The 17,391-nt window shown below is 52.8% G+C and carries 16 protein-coding genes; 7 read left to right on the forward strand and 9 right to left on the reverse strand.

Features of this window, described 5'->3' with window-relative positions; all coding sequences use genetic code 11:
* Nucleotides 1–254: 254 nt before the first annotated feature.
* From lptD to apaH, 6 genes are read left to right on the forward strand one after another with little or no spacing between them, the layout of a single operon-like run.
* A complete protein-coding gene (gene lptD / locus HV314_RS21055; RefSeq protein ID WP_181546621.1) occupies nt 255–2,615 on the forward strand; it encodes an LPS assembly protein LptD in 2,361 nt (786 codons plus the stop codon).
* Nucleotides 2,616–2,668: 53 nt separating this feature from the next.
* Complete coding sequence (gene surA / locus HV314_RS21060; RefSeq protein WP_016155672.1) at nt 2,669–3,955, forward strand: peptidylprolyl isomerase SurA; 1,287 nt, start codon at nt 2,669–2,671, stop codon at nt 3,953–3,955.
* On the forward strand, nt 3,955–4,947 hold the full coding sequence (gene pdxA / locus HV314_RS21065) for a 4-hydroxythreonine-4-phosphate dehydrogenase PdxA (RefSeq protein WP_080859382.1): 993 nt from the start codon (nt 3,955–3,957) through the stop codon (nt 4,945–4,947). The genes surA and pdxA overlap by 1 nt, the downstream gene beginning before the upstream one ends.
* The gene (rsmA, locus tag HV314_RS21070) at nt 4,940–5,761 is read left to right on the forward strand and encodes a 16S rRNA (adenine(1518)-N(6)/adenine(1519)-N(6))-dimethyltransferase RsmA (protein WP_003018865.1); all 822 of its coding nucleotides are present in this window, start codon (nt 4,940–4,942) and stop codon (nt 5,759–5,761) included. Before pdxA ends, rsmA begins: the two co-directional genes overlap by 8 nt.
* A gap of 2 nt (nt 5,762–5,763) precedes the next feature.
* Nucleotides 5,764–6,141 carry a Co2+/Mg2+ efflux protein ApaG gene (gene apaG / locus HV314_RS21075; RefSeq protein WP_003018867.1) on the forward strand — a complete coding sequence of 126 codons (378 nt, stop codon included), beginning with the start codon at nt 5,764–5,766 and terminating at the stop codon, nt 6,139–6,141.
* Nucleotides 6,142–6,151: 10 nt separating this feature from the next.
* Nucleotides 6,152–7,000 carry a bis(5'-nucleosyl)-tetraphosphatase (symmetrical) ApaH gene (gene apaH, locus HV314_RS21080; protein WP_016151663.1) on the forward strand — a complete coding sequence of 283 codons (849 nt, stop codon included), beginning with the start codon at nt 6,152–6,154 and terminating at the stop codon, nt 6,998–7,000.
* A gap of 94 nt (nt 7,001–7,094) precedes the next feature.
* Here the strand turns inward: apaH and folA are convergent, their stop codons facing one another.
* The 9 genes from folA to HV314_RS21125 all read right to left on the reverse strand — a co-directional run bounded on the left by folA (nt 7,095) and on the right by HV314_RS21125 (nt 15,386).
* Nucleotides 7,095–7,574, reverse strand: coding sequence for a type 3 dihydrofolate reductase (folA, locus tag HV314_RS21085; RefSeq protein ID WP_016151662.1), 480 nt, complete (start codon nt 7,572–7,574; stop codon nt 7,095–7,097).
* Between the two features lie 198 nt (nt 7,575–7,772).
* The gene (gene kefC, locus HV314_RS21090) at nt 7,773–9,635 is read right to left on the reverse strand and encodes a glutathione-regulated potassium-efflux system protein KefC (RefSeq protein ID WP_181546623.1); all 1,863 of its coding nucleotides are present in this window, start codon (nt 9,633–9,635) and stop codon (nt 7,773–7,775) included.
* The gene (gene kefF, locus HV314_RS21095) at nt 9,628–10,158 is read right to left on the reverse strand and encodes a glutathione-regulated potassium-efflux system oxidoreductase KefF (protein WP_016151660.1); all 531 of its coding nucleotides are present in this window, start codon (nt 10,156–10,158) and stop codon (nt 9,628–9,630) included. Before kefF ends, kefC begins: the two co-directional genes overlap by 8 nt.
* A gap of 103 nt (nt 10,159–10,261) precedes the next feature.
* On the reverse strand, nt 10,262–10,495 hold the full coding sequence (locus HV314_RS21100; protein WP_003018880.1) for a YgdI/YgdR family lipoprotein: 234 nt from the start codon (nt 10,493–10,495) through the stop codon (nt 10,262–10,264).
* 90 nt (nt 10,496–10,585) lie between these two features.
* The gene (locus HV314_RS21105) at nt 10,586–11,929 is read right to left on the reverse strand and encodes an MFS transporter (RefSeq protein WP_181546625.1); all 1,344 of its coding nucleotides are present in this window, start codon (nt 11,927–11,929) and stop codon (nt 10,586–10,588) included.
* 109 nt (nt 11,930–12,038) lie between these two features.
* Nucleotides 12,039–12,326 (reverse strand): ferredoxin-like protein FixX, encoded by a 288-nt coding sequence (fixX, locus tag HV314_RS21110; RefSeq protein ID WP_000203738.1) that lies wholly within the window; start codon nt 12,324–12,326, stop codon nt 12,039–12,041.
* Nucleotides 12,323–13,609 (reverse strand): FAD-dependent oxidoreductase, encoded by a 1,287-nt coding sequence (locus HV314_RS21115; protein WP_047358345.1) that lies wholly within the window; start codon nt 13,607–13,609, stop codon nt 12,323–12,325. The genes fixX and HV314_RS21115 overlap by 4 nt, the downstream gene beginning before the upstream one ends.
* A 49-nt stretch (nt 13,610–13,658) precedes the next feature.
* Nucleotides 13,659–14,600, reverse strand: coding sequence for an electron transfer flavoprotein subunit alpha/FixB family protein (locus tag HV314_RS21120; RefSeq protein ID WP_181546627.1), 942 nt, complete (start codon nt 14,598–14,600; stop codon nt 13,659–13,661).
* A gap of 15 nt (nt 14,601–14,615) precedes the next feature.
* A complete protein-coding gene (locus HV314_RS21125) occupies nt 14,616–15,386 on the reverse strand; it encodes an electron transfer flavoprotein FixA (RefSeq protein WP_181546629.1) in 771 nt (256 codons plus the stop codon).
* 481 nt (nt 15,387–15,867) lie between these two features.
* Here HV314_RS21125 and caiT point away from each other — a divergent pair, with 481 nt between their 5' ends.
* Complete coding sequence (gene caiT / locus HV314_RS21130; protein ID WP_181546631.1) at nt 15,868–17,385, forward strand: L-carnitine/gamma-butyrobetaine antiporter; 1,518 nt, start codon at nt 15,868–15,870, stop codon at nt 17,383–17,385.
* The last annotated feature ends 6 nt before the right edge of the window (nt 17,386–17,391 follow it).

Consider the following 17,391-nt stretch of genomic DNA (forward strand, 5'->3'; position numbering starts at 1 on the left):
CATCGCCTATAATTTGCATTATCATACCTGTCATTCTATGCCGTGCCTAACACCACAAACGCTATACCCGTTGGATTTCGAGTTGCAACAAGGCGGCAACGCAGTGACCAATTCGTCTGGAACGAAGATGCAGCTTGAAAGGTGGCGGGATAAAATGGGCAGGATTAATACTAGCGAAGTGAAGATGAGATAAGTTAGGCTGTGACCGTTTGTCACGCGCGACGCTACTGATGATGGAACAATAAATACAACGTATGAAAAAACGTATTCCCACTCTTCTGGCCACCATGATTGCCAGCGCCCTCTATAGCCATCAGGGTCTGGCAGCCGATCTCGCCTCACAGTGTATGCTGGGCGTGCCAAGCTATGACCGTCCTCTGGTACAGGGCGAGACTAATGAATTACCCGTCACCATCACTGCCGACAACGCGAAAGGGAATTACCCAGATGACGCGGTGTTTACCGGCAATGTGGACATCGCACAGGGTAACAGCCGCCTGCAGGCCGACGAAGTGCAGCTTCATCAGAAGCAGGCAGAGGGCCAGCCGGAGCCAGTTCGTACCGTCGATGCGCTGGGCAATGTCCATTATGATGACAATCAGGTTATTCTGAAGGGGCCGAAGGGCTGGTCTAATCTGAATACCAAAGATACCAACATCTGGGAAGGTGATTATCAGATGGTAGGTCGTCAGGGGCGCGGAAAAGCCGATCTGATGAAGCAGCGTGGGGAAAACCGCTATACCATTCTGGAAAACGGTAGCTTCACCTCCTGTCTGCCAGGTTCCAATACCTGGAGCGTCGTCGGTAGCGAAGTCATTCACGACCGTGAAGAACAGGTCGCAGAGATCTGGAACGCCCGTTTTAAACTGGGTCCGGTTCCGGTCTTTTACAGTCCTTATTTACAGTTACCCGTCGGCGATAAGCGTCGCTCTGGTTTCCTGATCCCGAACGCAAAATACTCTACCAATAACTATTTTGAGTTCTATCTCCCATATTATTGGAACATTGCGCCCAATATGGACGCCACCATCACGCCGCATTATATGCACCGTCGTGGCGGTATCATGTGGGAGAACGAATTCCGCTACCTCACCCAGGCGGGCGCAGGTCTGATGGAGTTCGACTACCTGAATTCCGATAAAGTGTACGAGGATGAAAATCAGAAGGATGACAATTCACGCCGCTGGCTGTTTTACTGGCAACACGCTGGTGTAATGGATCAGGTGTGGCGTTTTAACGTCGACTACACCAAGGTCAGCGATTCCAGCTACTTTAACGACTTTGACAACAAGTATGGTTCCAGTACTGACGGCTACGCCACGCAAAAATTCAGCGTCGGCTATGCGGTACAAAACTTTGATGCGACGGTTTCGACCAAGCAGTTCCAGGTCTTTGATGACCAGAACAAAAGTAGTTATTCCGCCGAACCGCAGTTAGACGTTAACTTTTACCAGAACGACGTCGGTCCGTTTGATACCCGTATCTATGGTCAGGCGGTTCATTTTGTGAACACCACGGATAATATGCCGGAAGCGACGCGTGTTCACCTTGAACCAACAATTAATCTGCCGTTGTCGAATAACTGGGGAAGTATCAATACCGAAGCGAAACTGCTGGCAACGCACTATCAGCAGACTAACCTTGATTGGTACAACAGCAACCCGCGTAACGTTAACAAGCTTGATGATTCAGCCAACCGCGTCATGCCGCAGTTTAAAGTTGACGGCAAGATGATCTTCGAGCGCGATATGAACATGTTAGCGCCGGGCTATACCCAAACGCTGGAGCCCCGTGCGCAGTACCTGTATGTACCGTATCGCGACCAAAGTCATATCTATAACTATGACTCGTCCCTGCTGCAATCTGACTACAGCGGCCTGTTCCGTGATCGTACCTATGGCGGTCTGGACCGAATCGCGTCTGCCAACCAGGTAACGACCGGGGTCACATCTCGCGTTTATGATGACGCTGCCGTTGAACGTTTTAATATTTCTGTGGGTCAAATCTACTATTTCACCGAGTCTCGCACCGGCGATGACCATATCGAATGGGAGAATGACGACAAAACAGGCTCATTGGTATGGGCAGGTGACACCTACTGGCGCATCTCCGATCGCTGGGGTTTACGCAGTGGGATCCAGTACGATACCCGTCTGGACAGCATCGCAACCAGCAACAGCAGCATCGAATATCGTCGCGACGAAAACCGTATGCTGCAGCTGAACTACCGTTATGCCAGCCCGGAGTATATTCAGGCTGCAGTGCCTTCCCGTGATGTGACTAAACCACAATATGAAAACGGGATTTCACAGGTAGGCGCGGTAGCAAGCTTCCCGATCGCCGATCGCTGGTCGATTGTCGGGGCTTACTACTTTGATACCAACGTGAACAAAGAAGCAGATTCCATGCTGGGCCTGCAGTACAACTCCTGCTGTTACGCCATTCGCTTCGGCTACGAACGTAAGCTGAACGGCTGGGATGACAAACAGCAGCACGCGATTTATGACAACACGATCGGCTTTAATATCGAACTACGCGGCCTGAGTTCCAACTACGGTCTCGGCACCAACCAAATGTTGCGTTCGAACATTTTACCGTATCAAAGCTCTTTATGATCTGATTGATTTACAACGTAATCCGCTTTGCGGTTAATTGAAATGGAAAAAGTATGAAGAACTGGAAAACGCTGCTTCTCGGTATCGCCATGATCGCGAATACCAGTTTCGCTGCCCCACAGGTAGTCGATAAAGTCGCAGCCGTCGTCAATAACGGCGTCGTTCTGGAAAGCGACGTCGATGGCTTAATGCAGTCAGTAAAACTTAATGCGGGTCAGGCTGGTCAACAATTACCGGACGACGCCACGCTGCGTCATCAGATCCTGGAACGTTTGATCATGGATCAAATCCTCCTGCAGATGGGTCAGAAGATGGGTGTTAAAATCTCTGACGAGCAACTGGATCAGGCGATTGCCAACATCGCCAAGCAAAACAACATGACGCTGGATCAGATGCGCAGCCGTCTGGCACAGGATGGCTTAAGCTATTCGACCTATCGTAGTCAGATCCGCAAAGAGATGACCATCTCTGAAGTGCGTAACAACGAAGTTCGCCGTCGCGTTACTATCCTGCCTCAGGAAGTGGATGCCCTGGCGCAGCAGGTCGGCAACCAAAACGATGCCAGCACCGAGCTGAACCTGAGTCACATTCTGATCCCATTACCAGAAAACCCAACTTCTGACCAGGTTAACGCGGCTGAAAGTCAGGCGCGCTCTGTTGTTGATGAAGCGCGTAACGGTAGTGATTTCGGCAAACTGGCTATCACCTATTCCGCTGACCAGCAGGCGCTGAAAGGCGGCCAGATGGGTTGGGGACGTATTCAGGAGCTGCCAGGCATCTTTGCCCAGGCGCTAAGCACCGCGAAAAAAGGCGATATCATTGGCCCAATTCGTTCTGGTGTCGGCTTCCACATCCTGAAAGTCAACGATATGCGTGGTCAAAGCCAGAGCATCTCCGTGACTGAAGTTCATGCCCGCCATATTCTGCTCAAGCCATCGCCGATCATGACCGATCAACAGGCGCGTCTGAAGCTGGAACAAATCGCAGCTGATATTAAGAGCGGTAAAACAACCTTCGCGGCAGCGGCTAAAGAGTTTTCTCAGGATCCGGGTTCTGCCAACCAGGGCGGAGATCTGGGCTGGGCTGCGGCGGATATTTTCGATCCCGCTTTCCGCGATGCGCTGACCAAACTTCACAAAGGCCAGATGAGTACCCCGGTGCACTCCTCTTTCGGGTGGCATCTGATCGAGCTGCTGGACACGCGTAACGTTGATAAAACTGATGCGGCGCAGAAAGACAGAGCTTATCGTATGCTGATGAACCGTAAATTCTCGGAAGAAGCTGCGACCTGGATGCAGGAACAGCGCGCCAGCGCCTACGTTAAAGTTCTGAGCAACTAATGACTCGTATTCAACGCGTTGTGATCACTCCCGGCGAACCCGCCGGGATTGGCCCGGACCTGGTGGTTCAGCTCGCCCAACGTGAGTGGCCTGTAGAACTCGTTGTCTGTGCGGATGCCGCACTCCTCAGTGACCGGGCAGCAATGCTCGGTTTACCGCTTTCACTCCTCCCATACTCTCCAGATACCCCAGCCAGACCGCAATCAGCAGGTACGTTGACGCTGTTGCCGATTGCTCTGCGGGCGCCTGTTATCGCGGGTCAGTTGGCGGTAGAGAACGGACAATATGTGGTGGATACGCTGGCTCGCGCCTGCGATGGTTGTCTGCAAGGTGAGTTTGCGGCGCTGATTACCGGTCCGGTACACAAGGGCGTAATCAATGACGCAGGCGTCCCGTTTACCGGACATACCGAGTTTTTTGAAGAGCGCTCACAGGCGAAGAAAGTCGTCATGATGCTGGCGACTGAAACGCTGCGCGTTGCCCTGGCAACCACTCATTTGCCGCTCAGAGCCGTTGCCGATGCCATTACGCCTGCTCTGCTTAAGGAAGTGATCGGTATTTTGCATCATGATTTGCGCACCAAGTTTGGCATTGCCGATCCGCATATTCTGGTGTGCGGTCTTAACCCGCATGCCGGTGAAGGTGGTCATATGGGAACGGAAGAGATAGACACCCTCATTCCGGTCCTTGATGAACTGCGTGCGCAGGGGATGAAATTAAACGGCCCGCTGCCCGCAGATACGCTGTTTCAGCCCAAATATCTCGACCACGCGGATGCCGTGCTGGCAATGTACCACGATCAGGGTCTCCCCGTGCTAAAATACCAGGGATTTGGTCGCGGTGTGAATATCACGCTGGGCCTGCCCTTTATTCGCACATCCGTCGATCACGGCACCGCGCTTGAACTTGCGGGTCGTGGGCAAGCAGATGTCGGCAGTTTTATTACGGCGCTTAATCTCGCCATCAAAATGATTGTTAATACCAATGAATAATCGAGTCCATCAGGGCCACTTAGCCCGTAAACGTTTCGGGCAAAACTTCCTCAACGATCAGTTTGTGATCGAAAGTATTGTCTCTGCTATCAACCCGCAGAAAGGTCAGGCTATGGTCGAAATCGGCCCGGGCCTGGCAGCGTTGACCGAACCTGTAGGCGAACGCCTGGACAAGCTCACGGTCATAGAGCTGGACCGCGATCTCGCCGCCCGCCTGCAAACACACCCGTTTTTAGGGCCGAAGCTGACGATTTATCAGCAAGATGCCATGACCATGAACTTCGGCGAACTCGCACAAACGATGGGTCAGCCGCTGCGCGTATTCGGCAACCTGCCGTATAACATCTCCACGCCGCTCATGTTCCATCTTTTTTCCTATACTGATGCCATCGCCGACATGCATTTCATGTTGCAAAAAGAGGTGGTCAACCGTCTGGTTGCAGGGCCAAACAGTAAAGCGTATGGTCGATTAAGCGTCATGGCGCAGTATTACTGCAATGTGATCCCGGTACTTGAAGTGCCGCCATCCGCATTTACGCCTGCGCCTAAAGTCGATTCCGCCGTGGTGCGTCTGGTCCCTCACGCGACAATGCCGTACCCCGTTAAAGATGTTCGTGTGCTGAGCCGTATTACCACTGAAGCGTTTAATCAGCGTCGCAAAACGGTACGTAATAGTCTTGGTAACCTGTTTAGCGTTGAAGTACTAACAGAGCTGGGCGTTGATCCGGCGATGCGAGCGGAAAATATCTCTGTCGCGCAATACTGCCGGATGGCTAACTATCTGTCAGAAAACGCGCCATCGAAGGAGAGTTAAACATGATCAATTCGCCCCGAGTGTGCATTCAGGTACAAAGCGTCTACATTGAGGCGCAATCCTCACCTGATGATGAACGTTACGTTTTTGCTTATACCGTGACTATCCGCAATTTGGGGCGAGCGCCTGTGCAGCTGTTGGGGCGTTATTGGTTGATCACCAATGGTCATGGCCGTGAAACCGAAGTTCAGGGCGAAGGCGTGGTTGGCGTTCAGCCCCACATCGAACCTGGCGAAGAGTACCAGTACACCAGCGGTGCGGTGATTGAAACACCGCTGGGCACCATGCAGGGTCATTACGAAATGATCGATGAGCAAGGGATCGCCTTTACCATCGACATTCCCGTGTTCCGACTCGCCGTTCCTACACTCATTCATTAAAACAATAGCTATGGCAACATACCTCATTGGCGACGTTCACGGTTGTTACGATGAACTGGTAGCCTTGCTGCACCAGGTTGACTTTAATCCAGAACAAGACACCTTATGGCTCACCGGCGATCTGGTCGCGCGTGGGCCAGGGTCGTTAGACGTTTTGCGCTACGTTAAATCGCTTGGCGACAGCGTACGGTTAGTCCTCGGTAATCACGATTTACACCTGCTGGCCGTGTTTGCTGGCATCAGCCGTAATAAACCGAAAGACCGGCTCACGCCGCTGCTTGAGGCACCGGATGCTGACACGCTGCTTAACTGGCTACGTCGCCAGCCGCTGTTGCAGGTTGATGAAGAGAAGAAACTGGTCATGGCGCATGCAGGGATTACCCCACAGTGGGATCTGCAGACGGCGAAGGACTGTGCTCGCGACGTTGAAGCCGTGCTGTCGAGCGACTCTTATCCATTCTTTCTTGATGCCATGTACGGCGACATGCCAAATAACTGGACCCCGGAACTGACGGGGCTGGCGCGCCTGCGTTTTATTACCAACGCGTTTACCCGCATGCGTTACTGCTTCCCCAACGGTCAGTTGGACATGTACAGCAAAGAGTCGCCAGAAGATGCGCCTGCCCCGCTGAAACCGTGGTTTGCCATTCCTGGACCGGTCAGTGAAGCCTATAGCATTGCATTCGGGCACTGGGCATCGCTGGAGGGCAAAGGCACGCCAGAAGGTATTTACGCGTTAGATACGGGGTGTTGCTGGGGCGGGGATCTCACCTGTCTGCGCTGGGAAGACAAACAGTACTTTGTACAGCCATCAAATCGCCATCTGAATCTGGATCCCGGCGAGGCCGTCAACGCCTGATAGTCGTCTGCCGGATGGCGGTGCTTACACCTTATCCGGCAAACGAATGTGCAATCTGTAGGCCTGATTAGCGCAACGCCATCAGGCATCCACATTAACGACGTTCCAAAATCTCGAAGCAGTAGCTGTGGGAGTTTTGCGCGTCAGCATCGTGGAATTCACTGAACACCGATTCCCAGTCATCCGGTTCGTAGTCCGGGAAATGCGTATCCCCTTCAACTTCCGCATCAATGTGTGTCAGATACAGTTTCTGCGCTTTCGGCAGGAACTGCTCATACACACGCCCACCGCCAATAACCATGATTTCAGGTTCATCGCCACAGGCCGCGATCGCTTCCTCAACAGACTTCACCCACTGCACGCGATCGTCGGTGCCAGGCTTGCTGCTGATGACGATATTTTTACGCCCTGGCAACGGTCGCCCGATGGATTCCCACGTGTGGCGTCCCATGACAACCGGCTTGTTTAAGGTATTACGTTTAAACCAGGCGAGATCGGCAGGTAGGTTCCATGGCATGGCATTTTCCATACCGATGACGCGATCTACCGCTAACGCCGCAATCAGACTGATCATTGAATGTTTCCCGGATACAAAAAAATTGTCGCCACTATACGGAAAGCGCAATCTTTCGTCGACTGGCGGAAAGAGGATGAGCATGAAAATTTTCCGTTCTGCTGGCGAACCGACCTATTTAAGGTGGTACGCCAGCATTACAGTAGTTCAAAAACAGCCAATTAGCAGTAAAGTTTGCAGAACATCACATTTTTTACCCTATGCTGACGGTTTCACTTCCGGCTCATCGGCGACGTCGCCCGTATGCTTACCTTCATCCGTGCCTTGCCAGCCATGGCGTTGAATTAATGATAAGTGCTGACGATCTTCCGCAATAATTTCACTCAGCATTTCGCTGGTGCGTTTATATACCGCCGCGCGGGACGTTGCGTCATTTTCCCCTTTCACCATCTCCTCAACCATCAGCGTGTTGAAGCGGCGGAATACATCGGCCCGCTCACGCGCTTCATAGCGTCCAAGCCCAAGACCTTCCAGTGCCTGACGTCCGGTCTTGAGCGCGCCCTCAAAGGTTTCACGTTCCGGCATCTCCACGCCAGCCTGGCGCAGGCGGATGTAATGATCCACGTCGCGCGCACGGGCAATAATTTGCAGATGCGGGAAATACTGTTTCACCATTTCAGTCAGTTGCAGGCTGGTTTGCGGATCGTCAATGGCGTTAATAATAACTTCAGCTTTAGCCGCCCCGGCAGACTCCAGCAGATCCATCCGCGTCGCATCGCCATAGAAAACCTTCATGCCGAATTTACGCAGCGTTTCGATATGGTCCGGGTCATGATCAAGAACCACCATTTTGACCCCGCTCGACAACAACAGACGACCGGTTATCTGACCAAATCGCCCAAACCCGGCGATGATCACCCGAGGTTGTTCCTCGTCGATTTCATCTGCTTCCCGCTCTTCACCGGTCGCCGATTTTTCCAGACGCGTCAGAATTACCAGTAAAATCGGCGTCGCCGCCATCGACAGCGCCACTGCCAGCGTCAGAGATTTCGCCCAATCAGGATCAAGCACATTTGCCATTTGCGCCGCGCCAAACACCACAAAGGCAAACTCACTGCCCTGCCCTAATAACACGGCAAACCATCTGCGCTGCTTGTTCGGCACCTGTAAGGGTTTCGCTATCAGCCACAGCATAACGGTTTTGATAACCAGGAAACCGACCAACAGAATGATAATGCGCAAGGGATTATCAATCAGCGTACCAAAGTCGATAGACATCCCGACGCCGATGAAAAACAGTCCCAGCAGCAGCCCTTTAAATGGCTCGATATCGCTTTCCAGCGCGTGACGATACTCAGAGCTTGCCAGCAGCACACCGGCCAGGAACGCGCCCATCGCCATCGACAGTCCAACCTCTTCCAACAGCAGACCGAAGCCAAAAACGAGGAACAGCGCAACGGCACTGAATACTTCCCGCAGGCCAGAACGAGCGACAAAACGCAAGGCCGGACGCGTCACATAACGCCCCAGCAACACCACCAGCACCAGGGCGCTCGCCACTTTAAGGGCGGAGAGCGCAAACGCCCCAAGCGTTGTCGATGCGCCACTCGCCGCAAGTAATGGGATCATCGCCACCAGAGGAATAGCGGCGATATCCTGGAACAGCAGCACGGCAAATGCGCTGCGTCCCATTTGCGAAACCATCAGGTTCCGTTCATTCATCGCCTGCATAGCAATAGCCGTGGAGGAAAGCGCCAGCGTCATGCCGATCAGTTCCGCTACCTGCCAGCGCAGACCGAGGAACATACAGAACAAACCAATCAGACCGCCGCAAACCACCATCTGCAGCGCACCACCACCGAACACCGAGGCCCGCAGTTTCCACAAACGTTGCGGATCCAGCTCCAGACCGATGACAAACAGCATCAACACCACGCCGATCTCGGCAAAATGCAGGATTGATTCAGCGTCGGTCACCATCCTCAGGCCCCAGGGTCCAATAATGCACCCTGCGATGAGATACCCCAGCACTGATCCTAGCCCCAGTCGCACGGCAATGGGGACAATCAGCGCCGCCGATCCGAGATAAATCAGCGCCTGTATTAGCGTATGGTTATCCATGATGAACCTCCTGCCACTCCAACAGACGCTGTTTGTAATGACGCGCCTGCGCCTGCAGAGTTTCATCATCACAGATAAACGTACAGTGCATCGCAAACGGCGGCAGCCATTTGAGGCCACAGTAGAGCGCCGTTGCCTGTAAGGGCTGGGAAAGCACATCAAATCCGGGATGGGAGCCAATATCAAAGTGGTTTTCGCCGCCGCCGGTCGTCACTGCCCACAGCAGATGTTTACCGTGGAGCGCTGTCCCGCCGTGGCCATACGCCCAACCGTGCGAAAGGACCTTATCCATCCACAGCTTGAGTAAGGGAGGAGTGCTATACCATTGCATAGGATGCTGCCAGATAATCAAATCAGCGCGCGCCAGCGCATCCTGTTCTGCGGCAATATCGATATTGAAGTCGGGGTAGAGCTGGTAGAGCGAGCGGATCTCCACACCCTCCAGCATCCTTGCCTGTTCAAGCATCCGCTTATTCGCATGCGAGTGCTGCGGATAGGGATGCGCATAAATGATGAGGATCATGATTAGCCTGTTTCACTGCATTATTGTAATAACAGTGAGTTTAGTCAGTTAATCCGCAGGCTAACAGTCAATATTATTGAGTAGTTGAATGGAGAAAACTGAACTAGTTATCCAGTTCGCTCATATCTTTAACCTGATCGCGGTTAATTTGTTCCGTCTTACCCGTTTGCGCATTTTTGTACGACACCAGGCCTGTATCATCATCGACTTGCGGTTTGCCGTCGGTCACGATTGTTTTGCCATCGGTAGTTTTAACCGCCTGGTTCGAGGAGCAACCGGCTACGGTGAACAGTGCTGCTGCGGTAAAAATAGAGGTGATCAGAATATGTTTTTGCATGGTGTTCTCCCTGCTTTTCAGTCGTTTTCAGTGATATACCCGTTAACTGTAGGCTAACTGACTGAGTTGCAGGGAAAATACAGAACACTCCTAATAACCCGCCCTGGTCACGGGCTTACTGCGGATCGTCATTTGGCTGGTTTGCGCCAGCGTCAGACCTCGCGTTTCCGGGGCGAAAGCGATGGACACGAGCAGGCCGATCAGCGAAATTCCCGCCCCCATCAGCATGACATTACTGATCCCGTATTTGGTGATGAACACCGGCAGCGCCCAGGTTGAAACAATGGTGCCGATACGGCTTAAGGACATTATCACCCCGACGGCAGACGCACGAATATCGGTGGGAAACAGTTCGTTAGGGTATAGCCATTGCAGGTTTCCGGGTCCCCCAGAGAAAAACGCGTATACGGCAAACGCCAGCACCACCAGCCACGCGCCCATATCAGGGATTAACCCCAGCACGGTCAGCGCCAGCGTCATCATAATGAAGCTGCCAATTAACAGCGGTCGTCGGCCCGCGCTATTGAGCCAGAACATGGGAGGAATGCATCCCAACATAAAGCATAAGCTGATTACCACATTTCCCAACGCGGCGCTTTTCCCGGCACCAAGCCCCAGCAGCCCCACAATCTGCGGACCAAAGGTATAAATGGCAAACATCGGGATCACCTGACAAGTCCAGATAGCGGCGACAAACAGCACAAACGGGAAATGACGGCGATTAAATAGCTGAAGAAAGCGCGTCTCCTGCGGCGCTTCTTCGTCGAACACCACCGGTTCGCCGAACAGTTTGATCATCATCTCCTCACACTCTTTCACCCGACCTTTACGCAGCAGCCAGCGCGGCGATTCAGGAAGATCGAAACGCCCAATCAGGATCAAAATGCAGGGGATCACCGCGCTGCCCAACATCCAACGCCATCCGCCCTCAACATCATACAACCAGTAGCCGACCAGATCGGCACAGGTGGCGCCGACATACCACATAGCGGCGATAAAACCGATGGAGAAAGCGCGTTGGCGGGTATTGGAAAACTCGGTGATCATCGAGGTGGCGATCGGGTAGTCGGCACCAATCACAATGCCGATCAGCACGCGCATTACCAACAACTCAACGGGCGAGGAGACAAACATGGTTGCCGCCGATATCACGCCAATGGCGATAATATCGATAATGAACATTTTGCGCCGCCCGACCTTGTCGGAAATGTAGCCAAACAGCGACGTCCCCACAAACAGACCCGCGAGCGTACCGGCGCCCAGCAGACCAATCCACTGCGCATCCAGTTTCAATGCTGGCGTGAGCTGTTCCAATGCCACGCCAATCATCACCAGCACATAACCATCCAGAAACGGCCCACCGCTTCCCCACAGCATTATCCGGCGGTGAATAGAGGTGAATTTGATGTCATCAAAGTTCCTGGGCTGCTGCATGGTTATGTCCTGTTTTATTTTAACTTAATGCCTGATGACGTTACGCTTATCAGGCCTACGCATTGTTCCTGTAGGCCGGATAAGGCGAAGCCGCCATCCGGCACCAGGTTTAGCCGTAGCGGAACTCCACGCCAAACGTCCCACGCGGGTATTCCCATTTTTCCAGCGCTGTATCCAGTCCGAGAATGCGGCACGTTCCGCATTCCAGGCATCCGGCATAATCAAAACGTACGCTACCGTCATCCTGCTTTTTATACAGGCCAGCCGGACAGGCCTTAATCAGCACCTCCAGCACCTGTTTATCAGGATCGGTTTTGAGAATGATATGCGGACTGTCTTCATCCACATTGAACTTATTGACGCCCAGTTTGACGTCCACGTTGACGGGAGATGTCATAATACGGTCACTCCTTTCAGGCCATCTTTCATCAGGTTGATGAAGCCCACTTTCTTCGCATGGCGCAGGATTTTTTTACGCATTGGCACCGGTGCCGAACCATCCACGGTGAACAGGTCGCGCGCAATACTGACCGCCATTTCCGGATAAGCGGTAAACATGCGTGGGTTATCAAGAAAAGCGGGTAGCTTTTGATACATGCGCATATCGCGCATCGGGCCTTCGTCCAGATGCTGACGGTATTCCCCCAGCGACTGCTTGCTAAAATCGTCGCGCTTCATTGCGGAAAGCACCGTTTTTGCCGCCGCTTCACCTGCGGATATGGCGAGATCCATACCGCGAATGGTAAAGCCGAGGTTCATACACATTCCAGCAGCGTCACCAGCAATCAATACGCCGTCCCCCACCAGTTCTGGCTGCATGTTGATACCGGCTTCCGGTACGACGTGCGCGGCATATTCCACCAGCTTGCCACCGGCGATCAGCGGGGCAACCGCCGGATGCTGTTTGAAATCTTCCAGCATTTGCGGAACCGATTTTTTCGCATCTTTCAGATGATGAAGGCCGCAGACCAGTCCCAGAGAAAGGGTCGTTTCATTCGTATAGAGAAAGCCACCACCCATCAACCCATCGGTGGGCGATCCGGCAAACAGACAGGCAGCCCCTTCGTTCCCTTGTAACTGGAAACGATCTTCAATTACCGATTTCGGCAACTCGATCAGCTCTTTTACGCCGACGGCAACATGCGATGCCTCGACGCGCTTTGCCATACCCAACTTTTCAGCCAACAGAGAATTCACTCCGTCGGCAAGGATCACCACTTTGGCTTCCAGAATATCGCCATCGGCTTCCACGCCCACGACTTTGCCCTCGCGCTGCACAACGTTATCCACGCGGATACCGGTGATGAGCTGAGCGCCCGCCTCTTCGGCCTGTTCCATCAGCCAGGCGTCAAATTTACTGCGTAAGACAGAGTAAGAAACCTGCGACGATTTGGCGTCTTCGCCGTTGCAATAGTCGATGGTCATCGCCCCTTTGTCGGTCATAAAGGCGAGTTTTTCGTGGGTGATGATGCGTTCAATGGGGGCCTGCTCAGCAAAACCGGGAATGATATTCTCCAGGCTATGCGCATACATGCGCCCACCGGTGACATTCTTCGCGCCAGCAGAATTGCCGCGCTCGATAACCAGCACCTGTGCGCCCTCCCGAGCCAGCACCAGCGCCGCAACCGAACCCGCCAGACCTGCACCCACGATGATGGCATCAAAGATATCTTCGGACATACGTACTCCTGTCAGCGGCAGGACACCTTCGCATCCTGCCCGAAATGGTTTAACGCGCTAAAGCAGCCGTCAGCGCAGGCAGGATCTTCAGCGCATCGCCAACGATGCCAAAATCCGCATACTGGAAGATCGGCGCATTTTTATCTTTGTTGATGGCGAAAATCGTCTGCGCGCCGTTGGCGCCGACCATATGTTGGATCTGCCCGGATATCCCCACGGCCAGATACAGTTCCGGCTTGAGCATCAGGTTGGAGATGCCGACGTAGCGTTCGTGTTCCATCCACTTCTCGTTTTCCGCCACCGGTCGGGAGCACGCCAGCTCGGCGCCAATCGTCTGGCACAGCGCCTCCACCAGCGAGATATTTTCTTTGCTGCCGATCCCGCGTCCCACGCTAACCACCAGACGGGCTTTGTCGAGGTCGACGCTGTTGCTCTGACGTGCCTGAGTTGCCGTACGAGTAACGGCTATAGCCGGAGCCTGCCATGACACACTGTGCACCTCGCCGCTGCGGGCGGTATCCGGTTGCTGCGCGTCAAACGTTCCACTGCTGAGCGTTATCACTGCGAACGGTGAAGCGATTGTTTCTGCCCCCATAGCCAGGCCGCCGTAGACCATATGTTTTACCGCCGCTTTTCCGTCCTGCACGGCGACTGCACTGGCGTCGTTGGAGACCGCTGCCGACAAGCGAAAACCCAGTTTTGCCGCTAACAGCTTGCCGCGACGCGTATTCGGCAGCAGCACCGCCCCGCCCTCGCTGTGCTGACGAATAGTTTCGGCCATCACATCAGCGTAGTCTTCGACCATACGGTCTTCTGGTTTACCGCTGAGTAACCAGACATCATCTGCGCCTAAATGGCATGCCGTCGCGCAGTCCGCTTCACTCAGCACAAACGTGTTAACTTTTTCACCTAAAGCCTGCGCACCATTCATCAGTTCCGGCAGACGAGAAGGGGTATCGCTGAATACCCAGATACTGGAAAATTTGTTCATAACATCCCCTGATAATTAAATGATTTTGCGAAGATTCTCGACAAACGCGGCAATCTGTTCTTCACCGTCACCTTCAATTACAACACGCTGACGCTCACGCTGCTTCGGTGCAGCAACGTGTTGTTCGGAATATACCTGCGTGCTGCTCAGGCCAATGTCTGCCGGCGACCAGACCTGAACCGGTTTTTTCGCCGCGCCAAGAATGGCTTTCATGGAAGGGATTTGTGGGGTGTTGATGTCTGTTGAGACCGCGATCACCGCCGGAAGCGGAATGCTCAGAGTTTCGACTTCATCTTCCAGTTCACGCTCTACCGTCAGAGTGCTGTCGGTAAGAGAGAGGATTTTACTCACGCCGTTAATCGCCGGAACGTTCAGCGCTTCGCCCACCAGCAGACCAACCTGCTGAGCATAAAGATCGGAAGAACCGTCACCGCAAATAAGCAGATCGAAACCTGCTTTTTGCGCGGCGGCTGCCAGCGCGCTGGCAGTTTGTTGCGGCAGCGCCTGCTCAAATTGCTCGTCAATAACAACAATCAGTTCATCTGGGCCACGGGAAAGCACATCTTTTCGCCCTTTTGCATTGGTCAGCGCTTTGCCGCCGACGCTCATGGCCACAACCAGGGCCTCTCCTGACTGTTGTTTCAACTGACAAGCCGCTTCGATCGCATTCAGATCATACTGGCTTATTTTGCCATCCGCTTTGCTGAAATCGAGTGAGCCATCAGCATTATTAATCGCAATATCCTGTTCATCAGGTACGCATTTGTAGCAAGTAATTATCTTCATTGCATCTCCAGAAATCATGAAGGAAACGTATTTATATCGGCAGTGTTAAATACAGATATCACGCTCTTTAATTCGGAAATAAAACCTTAATCACCAATATTGAAAATGTCACACATTGAAATTCGTAACTTTCAATAGTGTTATGCACATCACCAATATTGAAAGAATCACGTCAAATATGAAAATTTTCAATATTGTCTGCGGGTTCAACAATATTGAACGCCAGTCACTTAAAAAAGTTAAAAAACCACAACCAACTAATTGATTAAAAACAAAAAACATCAAATTTTTAAGCGAATTACTCAGCATAAAAAAGTGTGACAAAGATAACAGAACCACCCGATATGAATACTCATTATGGGTTACTCACTGAGGCGCTCCCAGAGGTTAAAAAGTTATCAACAAATCATTAATAATAAATAAACAAACGATCATGCACGGGCACGCTAAATAAGTTTCGTTTTCACACTGGAATTCACTTATGAAAAATGAAAAGAGAAAATCGGGAATTGAACCGAAGGTTTTTTTTCCGCCATTAATAATAGTTGGGATACTTTGTTGGCTAACTGTAAGAGATCTCAATGCCGCTAACGTCGTTATTAATGCGGTATTCAGTTATGTCACCAATGTCTGGGGCTGGGCATTTGAATGGTATATGGTCGTCATGCTCTTCGGCTGGTTCTGGTTGGTCTTTGGCCCGTATGCCAAAAAGAAATTAGGCGACGAAAAACCAGAGTTTAGTACCACCAGCTGGATTTTTATGATGTTCGCTTCCTGTACATCCGCCGCGGTGCTGTTCTGGGGTTCCATCGAGATCTACTACTACATCTCCACCCCGCCGTTTGCTCTCGCGCCTAACTCCACGGGCGCGAAAGAGCTGGGCCTGGCGTACAGCCTGTTCCACTGGGGACCATTGCCGTGGGCAACCTACAGTTTCCTTTCTGTGGCTTTCGCCTACTTCTTCTTTGTGCGCAAGATGGACGTCATCCGTCCCAGCTCCACGCTGGTACCGTTAGTGGGCGAGAAGCATGCGAAAGGGCTGTTCGGCACCATCGTCGATAATTTCTATCTGGTGGCGCTGATCTTCGCGATGGGTACCAGCCTCGGTCTGGCCACTCCGCTGGTAACCGAGTGCATGCAGTATCTGTTCGGTATTCCGCATACGCTGCAACTCGACGCAATCATCATTACCTGCTGGATCATATTGAACGCCATTTGCGTGGCCTGCGGCCTGCAAAAAGGGGTCAAGATCGCCAGCGACGTGCGTAGCTATCTGAGCTTCCTGATGCTGGGCTGGGTGTTTATCGTCAGCGGCGCCAGCTTCATCATGAACTACTTCACCGACTCCGTCGGCATGCTGTTGATGTATCTGCCGCGGATGCTGTTCTATACCGATGCCATCGGTAAAGGCGGCTTCCCACAGGGCTGGACCGTCTTCTACTGGGCGTGGTGGGTCATTTACGCCATCCAGATGAGTATCTTCCTGGCCCGTATTTCGCGTGGTCGTACCGTCCGTGAACTGTGCTTCGGGATGGTGCTGGGCCTGACCGCGTCGACCTGGATCCTGTGGACAGTCCTTGGCAGCAACACGCTGCTGCTGATGGATAAAAACATTCTCAACATCCCGCAGCTGATTGAACAACACGGCGTGGCGCGCGCCATTATCGAAACCTGGGCTGCTTTACCGCTCAGCACCGCCACCATGTGGGGATTCTTCATCCTCTGCTTTATTGCCACGGTGACGCTGATTAACGCCTGCTCTTACACCCTGGCGATGTCCACCTGTCGTGAAGTCCGCGATGGTGAAGAACCGCCGCTGTTAGTGCGTATCGGCTGGTCCGTTCTGGTCGGCATCATCGGTATCGTTCTGCTGGCGCTGGGTGGGCTGAAGCCGATTCAGACCGCGATTATCGCCGGAGGATGCCCGCTGTTCTTCGTCAACATCATGGTGACGCTGTCCTTTATTAAAGACGCCAAAGTGCACTGGAAAGACAAGTAATTCTTA

Origin of the sequence: Citrobacter sp. RHBSTW-00887, assembly GCF_013728095.1 — a bacterium.
Taxonomy (GTDB): domain Bacteria; phylum Pseudomonadota; class Gammaproteobacteria; order Enterobacterales; family Enterobacteriaceae; genus Citrobacter; species Citrobacter braakii.

Excerpts from the sequence above, each read along its gene's own strand:
- lptD (WP_181546621.1), top strand. The coding sequence starts at position 255 with ATGAAAAAACGTATTCCCACTCTTCTGGCCACCATGATTGCCAGCGCC.
- HV314_RS21125 (WP_181546629.1), bottom strand. The coding sequence starts at position 15,386 with ATGAAGATAATTACTTGCTACAAATGCGTACCTGATGAACAGGATATT.
- apaG (WP_003018867.1), top strand. The coding sequence starts at position 5,764 with ATGATCAATTCGCCCCGAGTGTGCATTCAGGTACAAAGCGTCTACATT.
- kefF (WP_016151660.1), bottom strand. The coding sequence starts at position 10,158 with ATGATCCTCATCATTTATGCGCATCCCTATCCGCAGCACTCGCATGCG.
- HV314_RS21115 (WP_047358345.1), bottom strand. The coding sequence starts at position 13,609 with ATGTCCGAAGATATCTTTGATGCCATCATCGTGGGTGCAGGTCTGGCG.
- kefC (WP_181546623.1), bottom strand. The coding sequence starts at position 9,635 with ATGGATAACCATACGCTAATACAGGCGCTGATTTATCTCGGATCGGCG.
- rsmA (WP_003018865.1), top strand. The coding sequence starts at position 4,940 with ATGAATAATCGAGTCCATCAGGGCCACTTAGCCCGTAAACGTTTCGGG.
- HV314_RS21100 (WP_003018880.1), bottom strand. The coding sequence starts at position 10,495 with ATGCAAAAACATATTCTGATCACCTCTATTTTTACCGCAGCAGCACTG.
- HV314_RS21120 (WP_181546627.1), bottom strand. The coding sequence starts at position 14,600 with ATGAACAAATTTTCCAGTATCTGGGTATTCAGCGATACCCCTTCTCGT.
- HV314_RS21105 (WP_181546625.1), bottom strand. The coding sequence starts at position 11,929 with ATGCAGCAGCCCAGGAACTTTGATGACATCAAATTCACCTCTATTCAC.
- pdxA (WP_080859382.1), top strand. The coding sequence starts at position 3,955 with ATGACTCGTATTCAACGCGTTGTGATCACTCCCGGCGAACCCGCCGGG.
- surA (WP_016155672.1), top strand. The coding sequence starts at position 2,669 with ATGAAGAACTGGAAAACGCTGCTTCTCGGTATCGCCATGATCGCGAAT.
- caiT (WP_181546631.1), top strand. The coding sequence starts at position 15,868 with ATGAAAAATGAAAAGAGAAAATCGGGAATTGAACCGAAGGTTTTTTTT.
- fixX (WP_000203738.1), bottom strand. The coding sequence starts at position 12,326 with ATGACATCTCCCGTCAACGTGGACGTCAAACTGGGCGTCAATAAGTTC.
- folA (WP_016151662.1), bottom strand. The coding sequence starts at position 7,574 with ATGATCAGTCTGATTGCGGCGTTAGCGGTAGATCGCGTCATCGGTATG.
- apaH (WP_016151663.1), top strand. The coding sequence starts at position 6,152 with ATGGCAACATACCTCATTGGCGACGTTCACGGTTGTTACGATGAACTG.